This is a genomic window from Kribbella sp. NBC_01484 (assembly GCF_036227145.1).
GTDB lineage: Bacteria > Actinomycetota > Actinomycetes > Propionibacteriales > Kribbellaceae > Kribbella.
The window spans coordinates 38,678-61,892 of record NZ_CP109437.1; the positions used below are offsets into that span (position 1 = coordinate 38,678).

Consider the following 23,215-nt stretch of genomic DNA (forward strand, 5'->3'; position numbering starts at 1 on the left):
CAATCGCGCCGCGGCGGCCGAGCGCCGCGTGGCGGGGCGCTGAGCAGCTCGTTGTGATGGCGTGGGGATCCGGGACCCGCTGGTCAGGTGAAGTCGCCGGCGTTGTGGCGGAGGGGTTCGAGAACGGACCAGAGCATCTCGAGTTGCTCGTCGGTGAGGCCGGACAGGGCGAAGTCGGCAGCGACCAGATCAGCGGTGGCGCGCTCGACCAGCTCACGCCCCTCGGGCGTGATCTCGCACAGCACGGCGCGGCCGTCGTCCGGGTGCGGCGTCCGGGTCACCAGTCCGGCCGCCTCCAGCCGCCGTACGATCGAGGTCACCGAGGTGGGATGGACCTGCAGCCGCTCCCCCATCTTCCCCAGCGGCAGCGATCCGCGCCGGGAGAACGTGAGCAGCACGAGCGCCTCGAACCGCGCGAACGTCAACCCGTGCTTGCGCAGAATCTCGTCCAGCTCGCCGATGACGATCTGCTGGGCCCGCATCAGCGACGTCACGGCCCGCATCTGCTCGACCGCCCCCCACCGCCGCCCCCACTGCCGCGATGCCTCCTCGATCGGATCGAACGGCAACGCCCTCTTCCTCGCCATGAGCCGAAGGTTAGCTGGAGACCAGGCACATCATGGCGACCCTCAGAGATTCGGACTTCCCGGCGCTGGGCACCGACGCGCCCGCGGAAGAGCTGATCACCCTCCGCTTTCGCTGGTATCACCGGCAGGCCGACCGCGCCCGCATCGCCTACCGCGGGCTCGGCACCGTCCAGCTCGTCGCGGCCCTGTTCATCGCGATCTCGGCCGCGATCAACACCCCCACCTGGTTGGCTCCCGCGCTCGGCGGCGTGATCGCGCTGGCGGAGGGAATCCGCACCCTGTTCGGGTTCAAGGACTCCTATCCGACCTATCGCCGAACCGCCGAAGACCTGCGCAACGAGGCGTGGCTCTACGTCCAGCGCGCCGGCCGGTACGCGACCGCCGCCGAGCCGAGCAAGCTGCTGACCGAGCGGGTCGTCGAGATCAGTCATACCGAGACGGAGGACTGGGAGGCCGCGCTCAAGCAGCGCAGTGTCTGAAACTGTCTACGGGATCTGGCAGGGTCTGGGCATGACTTTGTCAGCGGAGATCTACCTGGCGCACGTTCGGGCTGAGTCGGCGCGGTTGGGTGAGGTTGCGCGGATGGGGCTTGATGCCGCCGTGCCGAGTTGTCCGGGGTGGACGGTCGAGTCGGTGGTGCGGCATGTGGCGCAGGTCTACGTGCACAAGGTCGAGGTGTTGCGGCTGGGGGCCCGGCCCGAGAAGTGGCCGCCGGACTTCAGCGGGCGGGAGACGTTCGAGTGGTACGACGAGGCTCGAGCGGCGATCGTCGACGCGTTGGAGAAGGCGGGCACCGGGCTCGAGACATGGACGTTCAGCCCGCGCGACACCACCTCCGGGTTCTGGTACCGGCGGATGGCGTTGGAGAGCGTGGTGCACCGGATCGACGTCGAGCAGGCGCACGCGGTCGTCACGCCGATCGACGCCGAGTTGGCGCTCGACGGTATCGACGAGCTGCTCTATCCGAACCTGGGCGGCCCGTGGTGGGAGGAAGGCGACACAGCCCACCCGATCGACGCGACCGTGCGCATCACCGCCGCCGGGCGCTCCTGGACCATCCGCGCGGACAGCACGAGCGTCGACATCCGTCAGGGAGCCGAGGGTGACGCGGACGCCGAGATCTTCGGGGAGCCGATGCCGGTCTACCTCTGGCTCTGGGGTCGCGTCGCCGACGACGTCATCCAGACCGCCGGCGACGAGGACGTCGTACGGGCGTTCCGGGGCCGGCTCAAGGAAGCCACCGGCTGATGTCCTCCGCGGGTCTGCCTGTTCGTTCCTTTCCTGAGGGACCACAGTGGTCTCAGCAGAAGGAGGATTCCGATGCCGCAGTACCTCGCACTGACCTACACCGCGGACGTGGACTGGTGGGCGCCTGAGCAGGCGGACGAGCTGGCCGAGTACCGGCAGTTCGCCGTGGACAACGCCGCCCGGATCAAGGCGAGCGCCGTCCTGCACCCGACCTCGACGGCGACCGTCGTCCGGGTTGAGGGCGCCCGCGGCGGACCGGTGATCACGACCGACGGACCGTACGCCGAGACCAAGGAAGCACTGACCGGGTACTACCTGATCGACGCCGAGGACCTGGAGGAAGCGGTCGCGATCGCGGCCCAGCTCCCGGCGGCCTGGGGCGGCGCGGTCGAGGTCCGGCCGGTGATCCTGGCCAGGTAGTGGACCAGCGGTACGACGCGGTCGCCGAGACGATCCGGATCGAGGGGACCCGCATCCTCGCGACCCTGATCCGGACCGTCGGTGACGTCCAGCTCGCCGAGGACGCCGTCCAGGAGGCGACTCTTGCGGCGCTGGGCGCCTGGCCGGTCACCGGCGTACCGCCCGAGCCGCGCGCCTGGCTGACCGTGACGGCCCGCCGGAAGGCGATCGACATCATCCGCCGCGAGCAGGCCCGGGCCGGTAAGGAGCGGGACGGCTCGGAGCTGATCGAGCTCACGACGACCAAGGAACTCGAGGCCGACGACGTGGTGCAGGACGATCTGCTGCGGTTGATCTTCACTTGCTGCCATCCCGCGCTCTCACCGCCGACCCGGGTCGCGCTCGCCCTCCGCACGCTGTGCGGCCTGTCCTCCGCCCAGATCGCCGGCGTACTGCTGACTACTGAGATCGCCACGACCAAGCGGCTGACCCGTGCCCGGCAGAAGATCGCCGCTGCCCGCATCCCGTACCGCGTACCGACCGAGGCGGAGCTCCCCGACCGCCTCCCAGCCGTGTGCGCGGTGATCCACAGCCTCTACACCGCGGGCCACGCCCCCGTCGAGGGCGAGGCGGCGTACGACGTGGACGTCTGTGCGGAGGCGATCCGGCTGGGCGAACTGCTGCACAGCCTGCTGCCCGATCAGCCGATGCCGTCCGCCGTGCTCGCGTTGCTGCTCCTCACCGAGGCTCGCCGGCCGGCCCGCCTCGACGAGCATGGCGAGGTGGTCACGCTCGATCTGCAAGACCGTGGCCGCTGGGACGCGGACCTGATCGCTCGCGGGGTCGCCCTGCTCAACGACTCACTGCAGCGATCGAATCGGCAGGCTGACGCGTATCAACTGCAGGCAGCGATCGCCGCCGAGCACGACCGCGTCCCCGGCTACACTGCGACGGATTGGCGCGAGATCCAGCGCCTGTACGGACTGCTCGTCGAGATCGCGCCCAGCCCGGCAGCGCAGTTGGGCCAGGTTGTGGCGACGGCCGAGACCGGCGACGTCACGTCAGCCTTGGCGCAACTGGACGCCGTACCGCGAAGTCCTCGTTGGCATGCGATCCGCGGCGAACTGCTGGCCCGGCAGGGACGGTACGCCGAGGCAGTCCCGGAACTGGATGAGGCCCTGGCGAGCGCCCCGGCCAATCACCCAGAACGTGCGCATCGGGAGCGCCGCCGCGCACTGTTCCGCCGGCACGCCGCCGAGCAGTCACGAGCAGCCGAGCACCCGCCGACCAGCTGAGCCGGCACGCAGCGGCTCAGTCGCTGTCGTCGGTCCAGTTGCCGCGTTCGCTGTTGAAGATCGACTTCGGGCCGGTGGGGGCCGGCGGCCGGGCGTGATGGGCCGGCGCGACCGTGGTGGTGACCTCCTGCGCCGAGTCCATCCCGATCGGGCCGGTGCCGTCGTCGTCGGAGTCCTCGTCGCCTTCCAGCACGTCGACGCTCGCCGCGGCGCGCAGGCCGGTGCGCTGGATGACTCGCTGGATGGTCAGATCCCGGTCGTCCGGGCGGCTGACCCACCTGATCTCCCGGAAGCCCTGATCCTGCGCCGCCGACTCGAAGACGAAGTGGCCGTAGCCGAGGATCCGGCCGATGCTCGGCTTCTTCAGGGTGATGTCGAGGACTCGCGCGATCGGGGTGGTCGCGATGCTCTGGGAGAAGACGCCACGGATCCGCATGACCCGCATGTTGGTCACCACGAACCGGTCCCGGTGATGGGTGAGGAATTGCCAGAAGGCATGCGACAGCAGCAACAGCACGATCACCAGCAGCACCTGAGTGCCGCCGATCGAGGTGGTCGCCAGCACCACCAGCAGGGTGGCCGCCAGCGCGACCTCGAGCATCGGCAACCCGTACACCACCCAGTGCTGCCGGACCTCGTCGATGACGACTTCGCCCTCGTCCGAGATCAGATGGCGCCGGACCTTCGGGTCGAAGATCCGGAACAGGCCTATTCCGGCCATCCACTCACTCCCTGTCAGCCCCGCTGTCGGCCCTGCCGCGTCCCTTACAGCCAAGTGTCCCGCACGATTGCTCGAAACGGGACACTCGAACCGCAGATCAGCTGAACAGCGCGCTCAGGAAGGTGATCACGCTGTCGAACGCGTTGCCGATGGCCGAGAACGCGCCTCCCACAGCGTTGGCGGCGTTCGTCGGCTGAGTGAACAGATAGAAGGCCGCAAAGGCGATGACCGACCACATCAACAGCTTCTTCGGCATGTCACCACTCCTCGTTCGCAACCACTCGATCGACTGTGTTTGTGTTGTATCACGGACCGTCACCAATTGTCACTGACTGAACACAGCCCACCGCACAATGCTCACCAGCTACAAGGTCCATTCTGTAACGGATTCGGGGCCATGGCACCCACCGGCGCGCCGCCATGAGACGGCGCATCATGACGCCCGCCGGAAAATGTGCGGCATTTGCCCGAATTCGGCACAACAACCGATGAACGAAAGCGAAGACACATTGTGACACTCCGTGGTCGAGTGTTCCAACCGAGACCGCAATCACAGGGCCGCGATCAGCTCGTCGGCGGCACTGTACGGGTCGGTGTCCCCATCGGCCACCTTCGCCGCCAGCACGTCCAGCCGCGCGTCCCCGTGCAGGTGCGCGAACCGGGACCGCAACGCGGTCATCGCGATCGCCTCGATCTCGTCCCGGGCGCGACCCCGGCGCCGCTCGGTGAGGACCCCGTTCGCCTGCATCCAGCCGAGCCGGTCCTCGATCGCGGCCACCACCTCGGCGACCCCTTCGTTGCGCGAGGCAACCGTCTTCAGGATCGGCGGAGTCCAGGCGCCCTCGCCTCGTTCGGCCAGCGCGAGCATGGCCCGCAGATCCCGGGTCACGCTCTGCACGCCGTCGCGATCCGCCTTGTTCACGACGTAGATGTCGCCGACCTCGAGGATCCCGGCCTTGGCCGCCTGGATCCCGTCACCCATGCCCGGCGCGAGCAGGATGAGCGTCGTGTCGGCCATCCCGGCGATCTCCACCTCGGACTGCCCGACCCCGACCGTCTCCACCAGGACGACGTCGAACCCGGCCGCGTCCAGCACCCGCAGCGCCTGCGGCGTCGTCCACGCCAGCCCACCGAGATGCCCCCGCGACGCCATCGACCGGATGAACACCCCGGTGTCCGTCGCGTGGTCCTGCATCCGCACCCGGTCCCCCAGCAACGCTCCCCCGGAGAACGGCGACGACGGGTCCACCGCGAGTACGCCGACGCGCTTCCCGGTCTCGCGGTACGCCGAAACCAGCGCCGACGTCGACGTGGACTTGCCGACCCCCGGCGAGCCTGTGATACCGACGATGTGCGCGTTCCCGGCGTACGGCGACAGCGCCGCCATCACCTCACGCAGCAGCGGCGACTCGTCCTCGACCAGCGAGATCAGTCGGGCGACGGCCCGGGAGTCACCCTCCCGGGCACGCTCGACCAGCTCCGAGACCGGCGCGGTCCGGCGCGGCATCAGCTCTTCGGGACCCGGACGATGAGGGCGTCGCCCTGGCCGCCGCCACCACACAGCGCGGCCGCGCCGACGCCTCCGCCGCGCCGCTGCAGCTCGAGCGCGAGGTGCAGCACCAGGCGGGCGCCGGACATACCGATCGGGTGGCCGAGCGCGATCGCGCCACCGTTGACGTTGACCTTGTCGATGTCGACCCGCAGCTCCCGCGCGGACGCGATACCGACCGCGGCGAACGCCTCGTTGATCTCGATGAGGTCCAGCGCGGTGGGCTCGATGCCCTCCTTGCCACAGGCCTTGACGATCGCGTTGGCCGGCTGGCTCTGCAGCGACGAGTCCGGTCCGGCGACCGAACCGTGCGCGCCGATCTCGGCGAGCCAGCTCAGTCCGAACTCCTCGGCCTTCGCCTTGCTCATCACGACGACGGCACACCCGCCGTCGGAGATCTGCGACGCCGAACCGGCCGTGATCGTGCCGTCCTTGCCGAATGCCGGCCGCAGCTTGGCCAGCGACTCCGCCGAGGTGTCACTGCGGACACCTTCGTCGCTGTCGACCACGATCGGGTCGCCCTTGCGCTGCGGCACCTCGACCGGGACGACCTCGTCGGCGAACACGCCGTTCTTCCACGCGGCGGCGGCCTGCTGGTGCGAGCGGGCGCTGAACTCGTCCTGCTCCTCGCGGGTCAGCTTCAAGCCGTCGTTGTTGGCCTGATCGGTCAGCGCACCCATGGCCTGGTCGGTGAACGCGTCCCACAACCCGTCGAACGCCATCGAGTCGACCAGCGGCACATCGCCGTACTTGAAGCCCTCGCGGGACTTCGGCAGCAGGTGCGGCGCGTTCGTCATCGACTCCATCCCGCCGGCCACGACGACGTCGTACTCGCCGGCGCGGATCAGCTGATCCGCGAGCGCGATCGCGTTCAGGCCGGACAGGCAGACCTTGTTGATCGTGATGGCCGGGACGTTCATCGGGATGCCGCCCTTGACCGCGGCCTGCCGGGCGGCGATCTGACCGGCGCCGGCCTGCAGCACCTGGCCCATGATCACGTACTCGACCTGGTCCGGTGCGACGCCGGCCTTCGCCAGGGCGCCCTTGATCGCGAACCCGCCGAGCTCGGCGCCGGTGAAGCCCTTCAGGCCGCCCAGCAGCCGCCCGATCGGGGTGCGTGCGCCGGCGACTATGACACTGGTGTGCTGTGAACTGCGGGTGGCGTCAGACATGTTGTCACGATACCTGCGACAGCACTGGTACGCCGCTGTCGATCAAGTCACACAGGTCGTGTCAGCTCGACCACTTTCGATGGCCTCCCAGCACCGTCCTGGGCCAGGCTGACGTCATGGAAGCCCTCTTCGATGCGATCGACCACGTCGGGGTCGCGGTGGCCGACTTCGACGAAGCCGTCCGGTACTACGCCGAGGTGTTCGGCATGACGGTCGCGCACGAGGAGATCAACGAGGAGCAGGGCGTGCGCGAGGCGATGCTGTCGGTCGGCGACTCGGGTTCGTCGATCCAGTTGCTGGCGCCGCTGTCGGACGCGTCGCCGATCGCGAAGTTCCTCCTGCAGCGCGGTCCGGGCATCCAGCAGCTCGCCTACCGCGTCGGCGACATCGAGGCCGTCTCGGCGACCTTGCGCGAACGCGGCGCTCAGCTGCTGTACGACGTTCCGAAGCGCGGCACGGGTGGGTCGCGGGTGAACTTCATCCACCCGAAATCGGCCGGCGGAGTCCTGGTCGAACTCGTGGAGCCACCGGCCTCGAACAGGGGGTGACGGCACGCGCCGACACACCGCTGAGTCACCCGGAGCGGACTACGCTGTTCGGGTGCTGAAGGACAGCGCCACCGACTCCTTGCGCGGTACGCCGACCGGGTTCCAGCACGACGCCTTCGTCTACGCGTCGGACGAGGAGTTCGTGCGACTCGCGGTGCCGTTCGTGCAAGGCGGTCTGGCGGCGGGGGAATCGATCGTGGCCGTGCTGCCACCCAAGCAGACCGCGCTGCTGCGTGACGGCCTCGGCGCGGCGCGCGATCAGGTGGCCTTCATCGACATGACCGTTGCCGGAGGCAACCCAGCCCGGCTGATCCCACTCTGGCGCGACGCGCTCGAGGAGCACCCGGGCCGCCCGCTGCGCGGCCTGGGTGAGCCGGCCTACGTCGGCCGGAGCGCACCCGAGTACGAGGAGGCGCCGCTGCACGAGGCGCTGCTGGACATCGCGTTCGCGGACGCCCGGTCGTTCCGGCTGCGCTGCCCCTACGATGCGTCCGTCGGCATCGACCCGACCGCCACCCACTCCGGCGCGGAAGCCCTTGCGGAGAAGACATTCCGTACGGCGCTGAGCGACGTACCGGATCGGGCCGAGCGGCGGGAGTTCGGGCTGGCCGACCTCGGTCAGGTTCGGCAGTGGGTCAACGCGGTGGCGACGTCGTACGGCGTGTCAGGGGGCCGGCTCGACGACCTGGAGCTGGCGTTGCACGAAGTCTGCACGAACAGCATCCGGTTCGGCGGCGGCAGCGGGACGCTGTCCGTGTGGATCGCGGAGGGCACGCTGATCTGCGACGTGGCCGACTGCGGCCGGATCGACGACCTCCTGGTCGGGCGCGTGCTGCCGCCGCTCGACGGGCTCGGCGGCCGCGGCGTCTGGCTGGCGAACCAGCTCTGCGATCTGGTCCAGCTGCGGTCCGGGGACGACTTCACCCAGGTGCGGTTGCACACGCGCCTGCGGTGATAAGACCACTGACAACGGTGGACTGCAAAAGTGACGGTCGTCTCACCCGCCGCCGGCTGTGTTACAGGGCACAGCCAGACGTGCATACTCAGCGGTAAGTTCCGCTCACACTGACCGCCGCTGCAGGAGGTACGACGTGAAGCAGATCCTCGACGCGATCCTCGCCGGTGACACCGCGGCCGTCGGCGAGCTCGACGTACCGGACCATTACCGCGGCATCACCGTCCACGCCGACGAGGCGGGCATGTTCGAGGGCCTGGACAGCAAGGACAAGGATCCGCGCAAGAGCCTGCATCTCGACGACGTGCCGACGCCCGAGCTCGGACCGGGCGAGGCGCTGGTCGCGGTGATGGCGAGCGCGATCAACTACAACACGGTCTGGACGTCGATCTTCGAGCCGGTGTCGACATTCTCCTTCCTGAAGCGGTACGGGAAGTTGTCGCCGCTGACCGCCCGCCACGACCTGCCCTACCACGTCGTCGGCTCCGACCTGGCCGGCGTCGTCCTGCGCACCGGTCCGGGCGTGAACGCCTGGAAGCCCGGCGACGAGGTGGTCGCCCACTGCCTGTCGGTGGAGCTGGAGTCCCCGGACGGGCACAACGACACGATGCTCGACTCCGAGCAGCGGATCTGGGGTTTCGAGACGAACTTCGGCGGGCTCGCCGAGATCGCGCTGGTGAAGTCGAACCAGTTGATGCCGAAGCCGGCCCACCTGACCTGGGAGGAGGCCGCGTCTCCAGGGTTGGTGAACAGTACGGCGTACCGGCAGCTCGTCTCGGCCAACGGCGCGAACATGAAGCAGGGCGACGTCGTCCTGATCTGGGGCGCGTCCGGTGGACTGGGTTCCTACGCGACCCAGTTCGCGCTGAACGGCGGGGCGATCCCGGTGTGCGTTGTGTCGTCGCCGGAGAAGGCGGAGATCTGCCGCGCCATGGGGGCGTCGTTGATCATCGACCGGTCCGCCGAGGGATATCGGTTCTGGAAGGACCCGGTGACCCAGGATCAGAAGGAGTGGAAGCGGTTCGGGGCACGGATCCGCGAGCTGACCGGTGGGGACGACCCCGACATCGTGTTCGAGCACCCGGGGCGGGAGACGTTCGGGGCGTCGGTGTACGTCGCCCGGCGCGGCGGGACGATCGTGACGTGTGCGTCGACATCGGGGTTCATGCACGAGTACGACAACCGTTACCTGTGGATGAACCTGAAGCGGATCATCGGCTCGCACTTCGCCAACTATCGCGAGGCCTGGGAGGCGAACCGGCTGATTGCCAAGGGCATGGTTCATCCGACCGTCAGCCGGGTCTACCCGCTCGAGGAGACCGCCCAGGCCGCGTACGACGTCCACCGCAACCTGCATCAGGGCAAGGTCGGCGTGCTGACACTGGCGCCGGCCGAAGGTCTCGGGGTTCGGGACCGGGAACTGCGGGCACAGCATGAGGAAGCGATCAATCGCTTCCGCGACAGGTAGTTTGCCAAGAGCTGCGCCGCCGGTTCCGCACCGGGCCGATTGGGCGGTTACACCCGGGTTCTGACAGGCTTAAGGTGGGGGATTCACGCTGAGCCGCCAGAAGGGAATCTCGGGAAAATGCCTGACGAGTCGAGCCTGCCATTCTTCGACCGTACGGCGACCGCGGCCGGGGGCTTCCCGGTCAGTCGCCGTGGGTACGACAAGCAGGCGGTGGACGACTACGTCCGCGCGTTGGAAATGCAACTCGCCGAGGCACGTAATCGCGCCGACGAGCTCCAAGGAAGCGTGGCGCCGATGCAGCGCCAGCTCGACGAGACCCGGCGTCAACTCGACGCCAGTGCGAACCCGTCGTACGCCGGACTCGGCGACCGGGCCGCGCAGATCCTCCGGCTCGCCCAGGACCAGGCGTCCGAGGCGCTCGAGGAGGCCCGCCGCGAGGCCGACGAGCTGCGCACCAACTCCGCCAAGGAGGCGGCGGCCACCCGCGCGACCGGTGAACGTGAGGCCGAGGACATCCGCACGGTCGCGCTGAACGAGGCCGACAGCGTGCGCCGGACCGCCGAGGGCGACGCCGCGGAGCTTCGCCGGACCGCCGAGACCGAGGCGTCCGAGGTGTTGCAGGCGGCGCGGCGCAAGGCCGAGCAGCTGCAGCTGACCGCGGAGTCGCAGTCGAGCACGCTGAAGAACGGCGCGCTGCACGAGGCGGAGAAGATCCGGACGGCGATCCAGCGCGAGTCCGCGGCGCTGCGGGCGCGGCTGGCCGACGAGCGCGAGCAGCAGGCCAAGGAGCTGGCCGACAAGCACCAGCAGATCGCGGCCGACACCGAGAACCTGACCACCCAGATGCGCGAGGCCGCGGAGGCGTCCGAGCGGCGGGTCGCGGAGGCGACCGAGCAGGCGCGCAAGATCCGCACCGAGGCCGAGGAGTCGGCCGAGCGGACCATCGCGCGGTCGCGGCGGGAGGCCGAGCAGTTGCTGACGACTGCCCGGACCCGCGCCGAGGCCGAGCTGGCGAACGCCGCGGACGAGGCGGAGCGGTCGCGTACGGTCGTCGCCCGGGAGACCGAGCGCCTGGCGAAGCGGCGCGACGGCATCCTCACCCAGATCGCCGGCCTGAACGAGATCGCCAGCAACATCGCCCGCCAGGCCGCCGAACTCGACTCCGAAACCGCCGCCCCGGCGTACGTGAACCCCTTCAGGCGCCCCCAGACCCCACCCACCGACGCCCTCAACAGCCCCACCCCCTTCGCCGGCCCGTCCTCCTCGCCGTCCTCCTTCACCGAGGCGCCGGCGGCAGACCCGGCGAGCTCCGCGGCGCCTACCGGATCCTCGGCCAGGCCGTTCCCTGAGTCGCCGGCTCCGACCGCCAGCCCGTTCGCCGGTGGCGCGGCGGGTGCCTCGTCGGACGACGAGGAAGATGAGGGACCGTTCACCGGGGCCAGCCCGTTCGTCGGGATCAGTGCGGGCGATGCGCGGGTCGACGAGACCCGGATCGACACCAGCCTGCGGGTCGATCCGAAGGACGCCGACGACCTCGCCAGCAAGACCGCCGGCGGTCCCGCTGAGCCCGCCGACTCCCCCACGTCCACGTCCGGAATCAAGTCCACATCCGCGACCTCCACCTCCGCAGCCTCCAAGTCCGCGCCCTCGGCCACCGACTCCGCGGGCTCGGGTGACGACTCCGCGCTCTCGGGTGACGACGTCAAGCCGGCTGGCTCGGGCTCGGCGACCGGCTCGGGCTCGACGTCCGGCTCGGGCTCTGGGGCATCGGGCTCGGCGCGGCCGCGTCGGTCCGGCTCCGGCTCTGCGCGGTCCGGCTCCGGTAGTGCGTCGTCTTCCGGCGCGTCCGCGTCGTCCTCGTCCCCGTCGTCCTCGTCCCCGTCGGCTTCGGCCGCGGATGACGACGAGCCGGCGGACTCGACGCGGATCGACGAGTTGCGGCTGGATGACCTCGCGAACGAGCAGACTCGGGTGCAGGCGCGGCCGGACGGTTCGGCCGCCGACGACGAGAAGACCGACGAGGCCAAGGCAGGCTCGCGATCCCCGAAGGACAAGACGACGTGACGCCACCCGGCGACGACACCTCCACAGCGACCCCTGATCGGGACCTCACCGAGGCCGCCCGCGAAGCCGAGACCGCTGCCGCAGAGGCCCAAGCCGCCGCCGGCAAGAGTGAACACGCCGCCGAGCAGGCGGAGTCGTCAGCCGACCAGGCCGAGGACTCCGCCGACGAGGCGACAGTCGCCGCGGGCACGGCGGACGAGTCGGCTGGTGCGGCTCGGGAGGCTGCGCGGCAGGCGGACGAATCGGCCGATGAAGCCGACCAGTCCGAGGACGACGCTGACGAGTCCGAGGAGCACGCGAAGAAGGCTGCCGACCGGGCCGAGCATGCGGAGGATGACGACTTCGCCGCGCAGTTGCTGATCGAGGAACGGCACCCGGATGTCGGCATGGGCCTGCCCGGGCCGTCGTTGCGGCGCTCGAACCCGTTCGTGTTCGGGTTCTTCGCGGCCCTCGGCGTATTGGCCGCCTGGGGACTGTGGAACGCGCTCGGCCATGCCCGCTCGGTGCTCATCCTGCTGCTGGTCTCGATGTTCATCGCCGTCGGCCTGAACCCGCTGGTCGAGTGGTTCATGCGCCGCGGCCTGCGGCGCGGTCTGTCGGTCGGCGTGGTGTTCCTGCTGATGATCCTCGCGGTCACCGGCGTCGGCTTCGCGATCGTCCCGGTCGTCAGCGACCAGATCAACAGCCTGATCAGGAACGCCCCCGACTGGCTCGACCTGCTGGAGAAGTCGAAGACGCTGAACGACCTCAACCAGCGTTACCACTACATCCAGAAGGCGCAGGAGTACATCCAGGACCCGGCGCTGGCCCAGCGCGCGTTCGGCGGCATCCTCGGCGTCGGCAAGGTCGTCGCGGGCGCACTGTTCAACACCTTCACGATCCTGATCCTGACCCTGTACTTCCTCGCGTCGCTCCCGTCGGTGAAGCGGGCGGCGTACAGCCTGGTCCCGCGCACCCGCAGGACCCGCGTGTCCATCCTCGGCGACGAGGTCCTGACCCGCGTCGGCGGCTATGTCAGCGGCCAGTTCGTGGTGGCGCTGTGCGCCGGCTTCTGCATGTTCGTCTTCCTGGAGATCGTCGGCCTGGGCCAGTACGCCGTGGCGCTGGCGATCGTGGTGATGGTCTGCGACTTCATCCCGATGGTCGGCGGCCTGATCGGCGTCGTGATCGTGTCCCTGATCGGCTTCACCACCGGTCTCTGGACCGGCGTCATCTGCCTCGCCTACGGCATCGTCTACCAGCAGATCGAGAACTACTTCGTGGCTCCCCGCATCATGCGCCGAGCCGTCGACATCCCCGGCGCCGTCACCGTCATCGCCGCGCTCCTCGGCGGCGCCCTCCTCGGCGTGGTCGGCGCCCTGCTCGCCATCCCGTCCGCCGCCGCGATCCTCTTGATCATCAGGGAAGTCTGGGTCCGCAAGGCCGACGATTCCTAGGACGATCGGGTGGACCAGCGGTCCTCGATCCGGCCGTAGCGCCAGACCAGCAGCGCGACGGCCCAGGTCGCGACGAACGCACCGGTGATGACGTAGCCGGCGTGGTTCAGGTCGAGGCGGCTGATGGCCGGCAGCGGCCCCGACCGGATGTCGAGCTGATCGGTCACGATGGACACGATCTCGATGGTGCCGATCACGAGCGCGACGGCCACGGACAACGCCGTGACGACAAGGTTGTAGAACGCCCGGCGTACCGGCTTGCTGACCGCCCAGCGATAGGCGAGGCTCATGAAGCAGCCATCGATCGTGTCCAGCAGACTCATCCCGGCCGCGAACAGGATCGGCAGCACGAGTACGGCGTACCAGGGCAGGGCGAACGCCGCGGCTCCACCCGCGAGGACCAGCAACGACACCTCGGTGGCGGTGTCGAAACCAAGGCCGAACAGCAGTCCGACCGGATACATGTGGCGCGGCTTGTGCACGGCTTTGGTCACTGGGCGGAGCAGCCGGTTGAGCAGACCACGGCGGTCGAGTTGCGCTTCGAGCTCCGCCTCGTCGTCGTACCCCTTCCGCATCCGGCGGACGACCGCCGCGATCCGCGCGAGTACGACGAGGTTGACCAGGCCGATCGCGACGAGGAACACGCCGGACACCGCCGTACCGATCAATCCCATGGCCGACTGGAGTGTGGACGAGTCGTCCTCAACCTGGCCGACCAGGGACCGCACACCGAAGGCGAGCAGCAGGCACAACCCGAAGACCACACTGGAGTGCCCGAGCGAGAACCAGAACCCGACGGATACCGGCCGTTGACCGGCCGCGGTCAGCCGGCGCGTCGTGTTGTCGATCGCCGCGATGTGGTCGGCGTCGAACGCGTGCCGCATCCCCAGCGTGTACGCCGTGAGCCCGAGACCGACCCCGAATCCGCCGGACGCGCCGAAGCTGTAGTGCCCCGGCGCGACCAGCGCGACGAGCAGTCCCCATCCGGTCACGTGCAGCAGCAGGATGAAGGCTGCCATTGCCGCGATCGACCGGCGGGTGCTGCTCAAGGTGGCCTTCATCGTCAGCTCGCCGCCGGCACGTACGGGAAGGAGTCCCTCGGCTTCGACGTCACGGATTCCTTGCCGATCCCGAGCGCGACCGGTGTGTTGGCCGCGATCGAGAACATCACGTTCGGCGCGTTGTCGGTCAGCGACCGGCCGTTCCAGGAGTTGAAGCCGAAGCTGGCCGGCGTACCGACGACGTACGGCAGCAGGTTGGGCAGGAACCGCCGTACGACGGCCGACGCGTAGGCCTCCGGGTCGGCAGCCGTGCCGTACGCGCGGACGACGCCGGCGATCTCGTCGGTCAGCAGCTTCCCGTAGGTCTCAGGGTCGTCGCTCGGCCGGCCGCCGTTGAGGTCGTCGCCGAGCTTCTCGTTGAACTGGGTGAACAGCGGGTGGATCATCGGGAGCCCGATCCGGTTGATCGAGCGCCAGCCGCCCGCGTCCGTGGCCAGGCTCGCGACGGCCCAGACGCCGATCGGCTGGGTCGTCTGCGAGGCGTCGAGCAGTTCGGCGTCGGGGATCTCGAGGACGATCGAGTAGACGGTGTGCCCGGCGAACCCGTTCGTCGCCTGGTCGGGGGTCCAGCTTCCGAGGTCGATCGTCGTACCGTCCTGGAAGGCGTGGCCGACGGCGTGCAGGACGTCGGGCTCGATCCAGAACGGGTCGCCGGCCTTTCCGGCCCACACGCGCAGTCCACCGTCGCCGGCCAGCGTCTCCTCCGTCTCCCCCTCCGCGACCACAGTGCCGGTGGCGAACGGGTCGGAGGCCGCCGCGCCGGTCAGGCGGTGGACGGTCAGGCTCTGCCGGCCCAGGTCGTCGCGATCGCCGAACACGAACCGGTAGGTGAGGTCCTCGACGCTGTCGTCGTCGAGGTCGATCTTGAACTCGTACTTGCCCTCCGGGTGGTAGCCCGGCGTCGGGATGTCACCAGCGAGCGAGTGACAGACGTTGATGGCCAGCACGGTGCCGGCCTCGCCGCGGAACACATACAGGTCCGTGATGTCGAGACGGACGTCCTGGCGTGCCAGCGGTGAGTCGAGATGATGCGACATGGTCGTTCCCTTTCCTCGGGTGGTGATTCGGCACCACCACAGTCGTGGATCGGTGCGCCGGCGCGGATGAGTCATCTGACTCGCTCCGTGCGATCGAGTCAGCTGACCGATGGCGGGGCTCATAGAATCCGAAGCGGGTGCCGGGAGGTGACTGATGAGCCCCACGCTGGTCGGGCGGCTGGAGGAACTGGAGTTCCTCGAGGCCTTTGTGCGTGCGGCCGCCGCCGACGGCGGGACCCTGCTGGTTTCGGGCGGCCCCGGTGTCGGCAAGACGGCACTCCTCGACGCCACGGAACGGTACGCGAGAGCGTCCGGAACGACCGTTCTGCGCGTCGTCGCCACCGAACTCGAGGGCGAGCTCAGCTATGCCGCGCTGAACCAGTCGCTGTACCCACTGATCGAGGAGTTCGACGAGCTGAGCGCCGCGCAGCGTGACGCGCTGCAGGTGGCTCTCGGGTTCGGCGACGGGCCTCCCCCGGGCCGGCTGCTGGTGTCCAACGCTGCCACCGTCCTGCTGCGCAAGGCGGCGACCCGATCGCCGCTGCTGCTCGTCGTCGACGACGTCCCCTGGATCGACCGGGCCAGCGCCGCCGTTCTGAGCTTTGTCGCGCGGAGGCTCGGCGGCAGCAGAGCCGGGCTGTTGGTGTCCAGCCGAACCGGCGAGGACCAGGGTTTCTTCGACCGGACGGGACTGCCGGAGTACGAGGTGAAGCCGCTGGACGACGCGGCCGCCGATCACCTCCTGACAGCTCGGTTCCCCGACCTGCACACGACCGTCAAGACCCGGATCCTCGACACCGCGCAAGGCGTCCCGCTCGCATTGCTCGAACTCCCGAGGACCTTGAGCCAGTCGCAACGGGCGGGCGCCGCGCCGCTCCCCGCCGTACTGCCGCTCGGGCGGAACTTGCAGAGGCACTTCGCGGCGCGGATGGCAACGCTGCCTGACGCAACCAGGGCGCTGCTGCTCACCGCCGCTCTCGAGGGCACCGGGGATCTCGGTGTACTAGAGGCCGCGGGCAACAACCTTTACCGGATCGATGACCTGGCGCCGGCCGAGCGGGAGCGACTGGTGCAAGTGACCGAGCACTTGCATCGGGTGGTGTTCCGGCACCCGCTGATCCGGTCGGCGGTGGTCGACGCGACAACCTCGGCAGAACGGCGCTCGGCGCACCGGAGGTTGGCCGCGGTCCTCGTCAACCAGCCCGAGCATCGGGCCTGGCACCTCGGCGCGGCCACGATCGAGCCGGACGAACAGGTCGCCGCAGCCTTGGAGGCGGCAGCTCACAGCACCGTCGCGCGAGGTGACTACACGACCGCGGTCGCCTTGCTCACCCGAGCTTCCGACCTCAGCCCCAGCCCGGCCGAGCACGGTCGCCGGCTGGCCGCGGCCGCCTACATCGGCGCGGAGGCGATGGGCGAGGTCGGGAGTACGGCGGAACTCCTCGAAGGCAGCCGACGAGCCGGCAGCGCATCTCTGCACTACGCGTCGGCGGCCACCTTGGTGATGCTCAGCAGTGACGCGCATGTAGACACCGCCCACCGCATGATGGTCAGCGCCATCGAGGGCAGCCTGGACCGTGGCGACGCCGACGATGTCGAACTCGTCAACGGGCTCGCGACGCTGCTGCAGATCTGCTTCTTCGGCGGCCGCAGCGAACTGTGGAAGCCGCTGTACGACGCGCTCGGCCGGCTCTCGCATGAGCCCCCGCCGTCGCTCACGCTGACGGTGGACCTGTTCGCCGATCCGGCCCGCACGGGCGTCGCGGCTCTTCCTCGACTGCTGGCGGCGCTGCAGGGTCATCACGACGAGACCCTGGTGCAAGGCCACGCCGCGGCCGCTTGGTACCCGGACCGTCTCGCGGAGCTGCGCGATCTCTTGTGGCGAGCCGTGTTGAACGGCCGCGAGGGCGGCCCGGCGCGCAGGCATCTGCTGGCGCTGATGGACCTCTGCGTCGACGACTTCCACCGTGGCCGGTGGGACGAGGCTGCCGACCTGGCCGCCGAAGGACTGGCCCTTACCGAGGAGGGTGGTGGTCGATTCTTCGGCTGGTACTTCCGCTATCACCAGGCGTTGCTGGCCGCGGTCAGGGGCGAGTTCGAGACCAGTCGGGCGCTGGCCGACCAGATGATCGGCTGGGCGGGTCCGCGCGGCGTCGGCGCGGCGCGGGTCTTCGCTCACCATGCCCTCGTCCTCGGCGACCTCGGCCGCGGCGACTTCGAGAGCGCGTATCACCACGCGACCACGGTCAGTCCCGCCGGCACGCTCGCGTCCCACGTCCCGCACAGCTTGTGGATCGCGATGGATCTTGTCGAGGCCGCCGTACGCACCGATCGACGGGCCGAGGCCGAACGTCACGTACGCGCGTTGCAGGACGCGAGGCTGCCGGAGCTCTCACCCAGACTGGCGATCCTCACCGCCGGCGCCGCGGGCATGGCGGCCGGGGACGATGATGCGCCCGCGTTGTTCGACGAAGCTCTCAACCTCCCCACGGTCGACCAGTGGCCCTTCGATGTCGCGCGCGTGCGTCTGGCGTACGGCGAACGGCTGCGACGTGCCCGTGCGCTGACCGAGGCCAAGGCACAACTCGAGGCCGCTCGCGCCGTCTTCCGCACCCTTGGCGCGGATCCCTGGACCGCAAGAGCCGAGCGGGAGCTCCGAGCCACTGGGCTTGCTTCGACTCCGTCAAGCGCGCCCTTGACCGCCCAGGAACTACAGATCGCCGGCCTCGCCGCCTCCGGCCTCACCAACAAGGAGATCGCCGCAAGGCTCTACCTCTCACCCCGCACCGTGAGCGGCCACCTCTACCGAATCTTCCCCAAACTAGGCATAACCACCCGAGCCGCCCTCCGCGACGCCCTCGCCAACAGAACGTGATCCCCCGTCATTGAGCCTCACGCCATCCGGCTCTTCAGACTTTCCTTCTTCGCCGCCGAACGGCCGGCCACGCCAGAGCTCCTGGCGCTCCTGGCACTCCTCGCGTTCGTAGCCTTCCGAGTCACCGAGTGTCCGGCATCCTGCGCCGCGGCTCGTCGTGGTCGCGGCTTCTTCGAGCCCTTCGCCGGCTTCGGAGATTCCACCTCGAGGATTCGCAACGACCGCCCGTCCTTGAGACGGACAACCAGATCGTGCGCGTACTCACCTTTTGCTGCGCGCAGAAGTTGTGCCAGGTCAGACGCTCCTCCGTCAGCGACTGCCTGCACCAACTGCGAGACTCGTTGGTGCGACACCCCGAGAACGCTGCTCACATCCCTGACGGGAACGTCCGCATCCGTCAGAGCGGACGCAACCTCACGCGTGAGATCGCCAACGAGCGCTTCAAGCTGCCTTGCGCGGCCCCGCAAATCGTCAACGAGCGCCTTCGCCTCGAGGAGATCTTGCCCAGCAACCTGGATACCGGAAATCTCAACCACAACCTGAGAGAGCGGAACGTCAGTCGTCACCGCGATGTACTCGCGCGCTGCCCTCTCCACCTCGTCGAGCCGGCGCGCTTGAGTGAGACCGTCCAGCTCAGGAATCTCAATCATCCACCAGCGACCCTCGCGAGTCACCGCCGCCTCATAGCTCTTCATCAGCCCTACCCCTCGCACTCGGCGAGCGCCTTGCCGGCTTTGCGGACGACACCAGGAGAGATCGCCCGATATCCATCGGGCAGAGTGAACACGTGCTGCCCGCAGGGACACTCATACACACTGTGCGACCCCTCCGTCCGAGCCCGCCGCCAGGCCGCATCCCTGAAGGCCTGAAGGCCTTGACGACCCTCCGCGTCGGCTGCTCACTGACCACACAGAATAGTCTAGAAGACTAGCCACTTTCAAGGCAATCTCACTAGACAGCGCGCGGATGAATCTACGGGCCGGCGAGTTTGGTTACTTCGGGGGTGGGGTTGGTGTGGAAGGCGCAGGCTCGGGGGTAGGAGGCCAGGCAGCCTCTCGTGGTCATGAGGGCGGTGTAGTAGTCGATATAGCGGAAGCCATAGGTTTCGCCGCGGGCGAAGGCCTGGTGGCGGATCGCGGAGACCCAGCGATAGAAGGCTTCGTCGGGGATGGGGACGTAGAGCGAGGGGTGGAAACCTTCCATGTCCTCCCAGTTCTCGGCGTGCAAGAAGGTGCGGACGCCATGGCGGGGGAGGTCGGCCAGCTTGCGCACAGGGCCGTCATTCTCGGAGGAGGGGTCCATCGGGAGGCCGGCCAGGAAGCGGGCGCGTTCGGCCAGACGAGCTGCGTGTTCGTGGTCGCTGTGGATGGAGTTCTTCCAGTGGGTGATGATCGTGTCGGGTTGCTTCTCGCGGATGATCGTGGCGAGTTCCACGGCCACCTCGTCGGTGTCGGGGAGGAAGCCGTCGCTGTGGTCGAGGACCATGAAGTCGGCGCCGATCGCGGTGGCGAAGGCCTCGCCCTCGGCGATCTTCTGCTTCTTGTACTCCGACGGCGACAGCCGGGGGTGGCCACGCTCCCCCGGGGTCAGCGCGACGATGGTGGCGTTGGCACCTTCCAGGACCAGCTTGGCCAACGTCGGGCCGGCGGTCAGGTCCATGTCGCCGATGTGCGCTCCGATGGCAAGCACTGTTCTGGTCAAAGGGGTCTCCTCACTTCAGGCCACTCAGTACGACGCCTCGGACGTAGTACTTCTGGAACAGCAGGAACACGACCAGCACCGGGAGGGTGCTGATCACCAGACCGGCCATCACGATGGGCATGGTGCGGTCGGGGTCGAGGAAGCTCTGCAGCAGCTGGATGCCGACCGGCAGCGTCTGCAGAGCGGGGTCGGACGACGAGATGAGCAGGGTCCAGATGTACTCGTTCCAGGTGCCGATGAACGTGATCAGGCCGAGCGTGATCGCGACCGGCTTGGTCTGCGGGAGCACGATCAGGCGCCAGATCTGCCACTGGTTGGCGCCGTCGATCTTGGCCGCCTCGAGCATCTCGTCCGGCAGCGACACCATGAACTGGCGCATCAGGAAGATCCCGAACCCGCTGACCGCGAACGGCAGGATCAGCGCGATCAGGCTGGTGGTGAGTCCGCCGTCACCACCGCGGCCGAGGATGTCGTTGCCGCCGGCCAGCGGCCAGTTCAGCATGATCAGGAAGGTCGGGATCAGCAGCAGGAACGGCGGCAGCATCATCGTGGCGAGGATGAACCGGAAGATCACCGCCCGCCCGCGGAACCGCAGCTTCGCCAGCGCGTAGCCGGCCATCGACGACGTGATCAGCACCGACACGGTCACGCTGATCGTGACGATCACGCTGTTGCGGAACAACCGGGCGAGCTCCAGCTGTGAGATCGCGTCACGATAGTTGTCCAGGTTGAACGACTTGGGCAGGAGCTTGTACGGGATGACGCCGTACTCCCCCGGGCCCTTGAACGAGCTCATCACCATGTCGAGGAACGGCATCACCATCGCGATCGCACCGAGGACGACGATCAGGTACGCGAACCACGGGAACCCACCACGACGTCGTCTCACGAGGTCTCCTCTCCCCGCCGGCGGGCGATCCACAGCTGTAGCAGCGTGATCACGAGGATGATCACGAACAGCACCATCGCCATCGCACTCGCGGTCCCCCAGGCGCCGAACTTGAACGCCCGCTGATACATCTCGAACGCCGCCACGTTCGTCGCGTTGACGGGCCCACCATCACCCGTCATCACGATGATCAGCGCGAAGGACTGCAGCCCACCGATGAACTGGGTGATCAGCACGAACAGCAACGCCGGCCGCAGCAACGGCAAGGTGATCGACCAGAACATGTGCCAGGACCCGGCCCCGTCGACCTCCGCGGCCTCGTAGTACATCTCCGGGATCGCCTTGAGTCCAGCGGTCAGGATCAGTACGGCGCCACCGATCGAAGCCCACGCATGGACGATCGTCACCGACGGCAACGCGTACGACGCATCCGACAGAAAGCCGATGCTGTTGACGCCGAGCTTGTTCAGCACACCGTTGATCAAGCCGGCCGGCTGGTACATCATCTTCCACACGTTGCCGATGGCCACCACCGTCGCGACCACCGGGAGGAAGTACAGCACTCGCCAGAATCCCTGGAAGCCGAGCTGGTCGATGCAGTAGGCCACCAGCACCGAGCCGAACGTTGCCAGCAGCACCGATCCGAAGGCGAACAGCAACGTGTTCACCAGGATCGGCTTGACGAAGGTGCCGTCGAAGCTGAGCACCTCCCGGAAGTTCGCGACGCCGGCCCACTGGATCGTGCCGAGGTCGAACCCACCCCAGTCCGAGAACGCGAGCACGATCGCGAAGATGAACGGCAGGATCAGGAACACACAGAAGAACAGCAGCACCGGCGTGAGGAACAGGTACGCCGCCCGGCCCTCGCGATGCAGTCTGTCGACCCGCTGGGCCGGCGCCGCGACGGCGCCGACCCTGCTGACCGCGGTGGTCATTGGGGCTTGACGGCCTTGGCCGCTTGGGCCAGCGCGTCGTCAGGACTCTTGCCATCGGCAAGCACCGTCATGATCGCGTTGTGCAGCGCGGTCTTCGCCTCGTACGCCCCCGGCTGGTTCGGCTCCGCCATCGCGTACGTCGTCGCGTCGTAGATCGGGATCAGGTTCGGGTCCGAGAGCGACTTCTTGTACGTCGCCTGGTCCGCGGTCCGCGGCGGGATCAGACCCTGGTCCGCCAGCCACTTGCCGACCTCGGTGACACCGTCGCCGGTCTTGTGCTCGTTCAGCCAGGTGAGGAACTTCCACGCCTCGTCCGCGTGCTTGCTGCGCTGGTTCACGCCCATGAAGAACCCGTAGGCCAGCGAGCCCTTGTCACCAGCGGCCGGTCCGGGGATCGCCGCGACCCCGACATCGGAGTACTTGTCCTTCATCTGCTCCCGCAGGCTGCCGATCCACCAGCCGGCCTGGATCGCCATCGCGACCCCGCCGCTCCGGAACTGCTTGGTCGGCGAGATGGACGGATTGGTGGCCTTCGCCGTCGCGAGGTCGCTCTCGAGCTTCAGCGCGGCCTTGCCCTGCTCGTTGTCGAACTGCGGCGTCCCGTCGGGAGCGAGGAACTTCCCGCCCGCGGAGTCGAGCAGCGACAGGAACGGGTGCACCGACTTGTTGTCACCGTCCTGGATCAGGCTCAGGCCCTCGACCTGGATGTTGCCCTTGCTGTCCCGCTTGACGGTCTTCTTCGCCGCGTCCTCGAGCTCGGCCCAGGTGCTCGGTGGCTTGGTGATGCCGGCGGCGGCGAGGATCTTCTTGTTGTAGAAGAGCACGTAGGTGTTGAGCTCGGTCGGGTACCCGAGCAGCGTGTCGCCGGTGGTGACCGCGCCCAGTGCCGCCGGGCTGTACTCGGCCTTGATCTTCGACGCGATGTCGTCCGGCACCTTGGCCACGACGTTCGCCTTCTGCAACTGCCCGCCCCACAGGCCGTAGGCGCTGACGATGTCGGCGCCCCGGCCGCCGGTCTGCCGGACCGTCATCGTGGTCAGCAGGTCGTCGAACTTGACGACCTCCGCCTTGACCTGGATGTCCGGGTTGTCCTTGTTCCACTTCGCGATCATCTTGTCCAGCCCGGTCTTCGACGGGCCGTCGCTGTAGTGGCTCAGCAGCGTCAGCTCGACCTTGCCGCCACCACCCGAGCCGCTGCTGCCACCACCGCACGCGGCGCCCGTGGCGAGCAGACCCACGACGACAGCCAGCCTGAGTCCCTTGCAGATTCGCATG

The 23,215-nt window shown here is 68.6% G+C and carries 22 protein-coding genes; 10 read left to right on the top strand and 12 right to left on the bottom strand.

Annotated elements, in window-relative coordinates:
* Nucleotides 1–83: 83 nt before the first annotated feature.
* Entirely contained in the window at nucleotides 84–587 is a 504-nt protein-coding gene (locus OG555_RS00165) for a MarR family winged helix-turn-helix transcriptional regulator (protein ID WP_328519240.1), read from the bottom strand.
* A 32-nt stretch (nucleotides 588–619) separates the two neighbouring features.
* Here OG555_RS00165 and OG555_RS00170 point away from each other — a divergent pair, with 32 nt between their 5' ends.
* The 4 genes from OG555_RS00170 to OG555_RS00185 all read left to right on the top strand — a co-directional run bounded on the left by OG555_RS00170 (nucleotide 620) and on the right by OG555_RS00185 (nucleotide 3,529).
* A complete protein-coding gene (locus tag OG555_RS00170; RefSeq protein WP_329479937.1) occupies nucleotides 620–1,066 on the top strand; it encodes a DUF4231 domain-containing protein in 447 nt (148 codons plus the stop codon).
* Nucleotides 1,067–1,097: 31 nt separating this feature from the next.
* Nucleotides 1,098–1,835 carry a maleylpyruvate isomerase family mycothiol-dependent enzyme gene (locus OG555_RS00175; RefSeq protein WP_329479939.1) on the top strand — a complete coding sequence of 246 codons (738 nt, stop codon included), beginning with the start codon at nucleotides 1,098–1,100 and terminating at the stop codon, nucleotides 1,833–1,835.
* Between the two features lie 72 nt (nucleotides 1,836–1,907).
* A complete protein-coding gene (locus OG555_RS00180) occupies nucleotides 1,908–2,255 on the top strand; it encodes a YciI family protein (protein ID WP_329479941.1) in 348 nt (115 codons plus the stop codon).
* A complete protein-coding gene (locus tag OG555_RS00185; RefSeq protein WP_329479943.1) occupies nucleotides 2,255–3,529 on the top strand; it encodes an RNA polymerase sigma factor in 1,275 nt (424 codons plus the stop codon). The genes OG555_RS00180 and OG555_RS00185 overlap by 1 nt, the downstream gene beginning before the upstream one ends.
* Before the next feature lie 16 nt (nucleotides 3,530–3,545).
* Here the strand turns inward: OG555_RS00185 and OG555_RS00190 are convergent, their stop codons facing one another.
* The 4 genes from OG555_RS00190 to OG555_RS00205 form a co-directional block, all read right to left on the bottom strand.
* A complete protein-coding gene (locus tag OG555_RS00190; RefSeq protein ID WP_329479945.1) occupies nucleotides 3,546–4,250 on the bottom strand; it encodes a PH domain-containing protein in 705 nt (234 codons plus the stop codon).
* 97 nt (nucleotides 4,251–4,347) lie between these two features.
* Nucleotides 4,348–4,506, bottom strand: coding sequence for a hypothetical protein (locus OG555_RS00195; protein WP_328519234.1), 159 nt, complete (start codon nucleotides 4,504–4,506; stop codon nucleotides 4,348–4,350).
* 294 nt (nucleotides 4,507–4,800) lie between these two features.
* Nucleotides 4,801–5,757, bottom strand: a complete 957-nt coding sequence (gene meaB, locus OG555_RS00200; RefSeq protein ID WP_329479947.1) for a methylmalonyl Co-A mutase-associated GTPase MeaB — start codon at nucleotides 5,755–5,757, stop codon at nucleotides 4,801–4,803.
* A complete protein-coding gene (locus OG555_RS00205) occupies nucleotides 5,757–6,971 on the bottom strand; it encodes an acetyl-CoA C-acetyltransferase (protein ID WP_329479949.1) in 1,215 nt (404 codons plus the stop codon). Before OG555_RS00205 ends, meaB begins: the two co-directional genes overlap by 1 nt.
* A gap of 116 nt (nucleotides 6,972–7,087) precedes the next feature.
* Between OG555_RS00205 and mce the strand changes: the two genes are divergently transcribed.
* From mce to OG555_RS00230, 5 genes are all read left to right on the top strand, one after another.
* A complete protein-coding gene (mce, locus tag OG555_RS00210; RefSeq protein WP_329479951.1) occupies nucleotides 7,088–7,519 on the top strand; it encodes a methylmalonyl-CoA epimerase in 432 nt (143 codons plus the stop codon).
* Nucleotides 7,520–7,571: 52 nt separating this feature from the next.
* Complete coding sequence (locus tag OG555_RS00215; RefSeq protein WP_329479952.1) at nucleotides 7,572–8,474, top strand: sensor histidine kinase; 903 nt, start codon at nucleotides 7,572–7,574, stop codon at nucleotides 8,472–8,474.
* A gap of 136 nt (nucleotides 8,475–8,610) precedes the next feature.
* Complete coding sequence (gene ccrA, locus OG555_RS00220; RefSeq protein ID WP_329479954.1) at nucleotides 8,611–9,942, top strand: crotonyl-CoA carboxylase/reductase; 1,332 nt, start codon at nucleotides 8,611–8,613, stop codon at nucleotides 9,940–9,942.
* Between the two features lie 117 nt (nucleotides 9,943–10,059).
* Nucleotides 10,060–12,006 carry a transposase gene (locus tag OG555_RS00225; RefSeq protein WP_329479956.1) on the top strand — a complete coding sequence of 649 codons (1,947 nt, stop codon included), beginning with the start codon at nucleotides 10,060–10,062 and terminating at the stop codon, nucleotides 12,004–12,006.
* A complete protein-coding gene (locus OG555_RS00230; RefSeq protein ID WP_329479958.1) occupies nucleotides 12,003–13,442 on the top strand; it encodes an AI-2E family transporter in 1,440 nt (479 codons plus the stop codon). Before OG555_RS00225 ends, OG555_RS00230 begins: the two co-directional genes overlap by 4 nt.
* On the opposite strand, the gene OG555_RS00235 is transcribed toward OG555_RS00230, so the two are convergent.
* Together OG555_RS00235 and OG555_RS00240 are read right to left on the bottom strand one after the other, a co-directional pair.
* Nucleotides 13,439–14,503 carry a HoxN/HupN/NixA family nickel/cobalt transporter gene (locus OG555_RS00235; RefSeq protein ID WP_329479960.1) on the bottom strand — a complete coding sequence of 355 codons (1,065 nt, stop codon included), beginning with the start codon at nucleotides 14,501–14,503 and terminating at the stop codon, nucleotides 13,439–13,441. The genes OG555_RS00230 and OG555_RS00235 overlap by 4 nt on opposite strands.
* A gap of 2 nt (nucleotides 14,504–14,505) precedes the next feature.
* Complete coding sequence (locus OG555_RS00240) at nucleotides 14,506–15,540, bottom strand: DUF4331 family protein (protein ID WP_329479962.1); 1,035 nt, start codon at nucleotides 15,538–15,540, stop codon at nucleotides 14,506–14,508.
* Between the two features lie 154 nt (nucleotides 15,541–15,694).
* Here OG555_RS00240 and OG555_RS00245 point away from each other — a divergent pair, with 154 nt between their 5' ends.
* A complete protein-coding gene (locus OG555_RS00245) occupies nucleotides 15,695–18,415 on the top strand; it encodes a helix-turn-helix transcriptional regulator (protein WP_329479964.1) in 2,721 nt (906 codons plus the stop codon).
* A 17-nt stretch (nucleotides 18,416–18,432) separates the two neighbouring features.
* Here OG555_RS00245 and OG555_RS00250 read toward each other — a convergent pair whose 3' ends face one another.
* From OG555_RS00250 to OG555_RS00270, 5 genes are all read right to left on the bottom strand, one after another.
* Nucleotides 18,433–19,110: a hypothetical protein gene (locus OG555_RS00250; RefSeq protein WP_329479966.1), complete on the bottom strand. Its 678-nt coding sequence runs from the start codon at nucleotides 19,108–19,110 to the stop codon at nucleotides 18,433–18,435.
* A 277-nt stretch (nucleotides 19,111–19,387) separates the two neighbouring features.
* Nucleotides 19,388–20,116, bottom strand: coding sequence for a PIG-L deacetylase family protein (locus tag OG555_RS00255; protein WP_329479969.1), 729 nt, complete (start codon nucleotides 20,114–20,116; stop codon nucleotides 19,388–19,390).
* A gap of 10 nt (nucleotides 20,117–20,126) precedes the next feature.
* Nucleotides 20,127–21,005 carry a carbohydrate ABC transporter permease gene (locus OG555_RS00260; RefSeq protein ID WP_329479971.1) on the bottom strand — a complete coding sequence of 293 codons (879 nt, stop codon included), beginning with the start codon at nucleotides 21,003–21,005 and terminating at the stop codon, nucleotides 20,127–20,129.
* Entirely contained in the window at nucleotides 21,002–21,940 is a 939-nt protein-coding gene (locus OG555_RS00265) for a carbohydrate ABC transporter permease (protein WP_329479973.1), read from the bottom strand. Before OG555_RS00265 ends, OG555_RS00260 begins: the two co-directional genes overlap by 4 nt.
* A complete protein-coding gene (locus OG555_RS00270) occupies nucleotides 21,937–23,214 on the bottom strand; it encodes an extracellular solute-binding protein (RefSeq protein ID WP_329479975.1) in 1,278 nt (425 codons plus the stop codon). Before OG555_RS00270 ends, OG555_RS00265 begins: the two co-directional genes overlap by 4 nt.
* Nucleotide 23,215 lies beyond the last annotated feature (1 nt).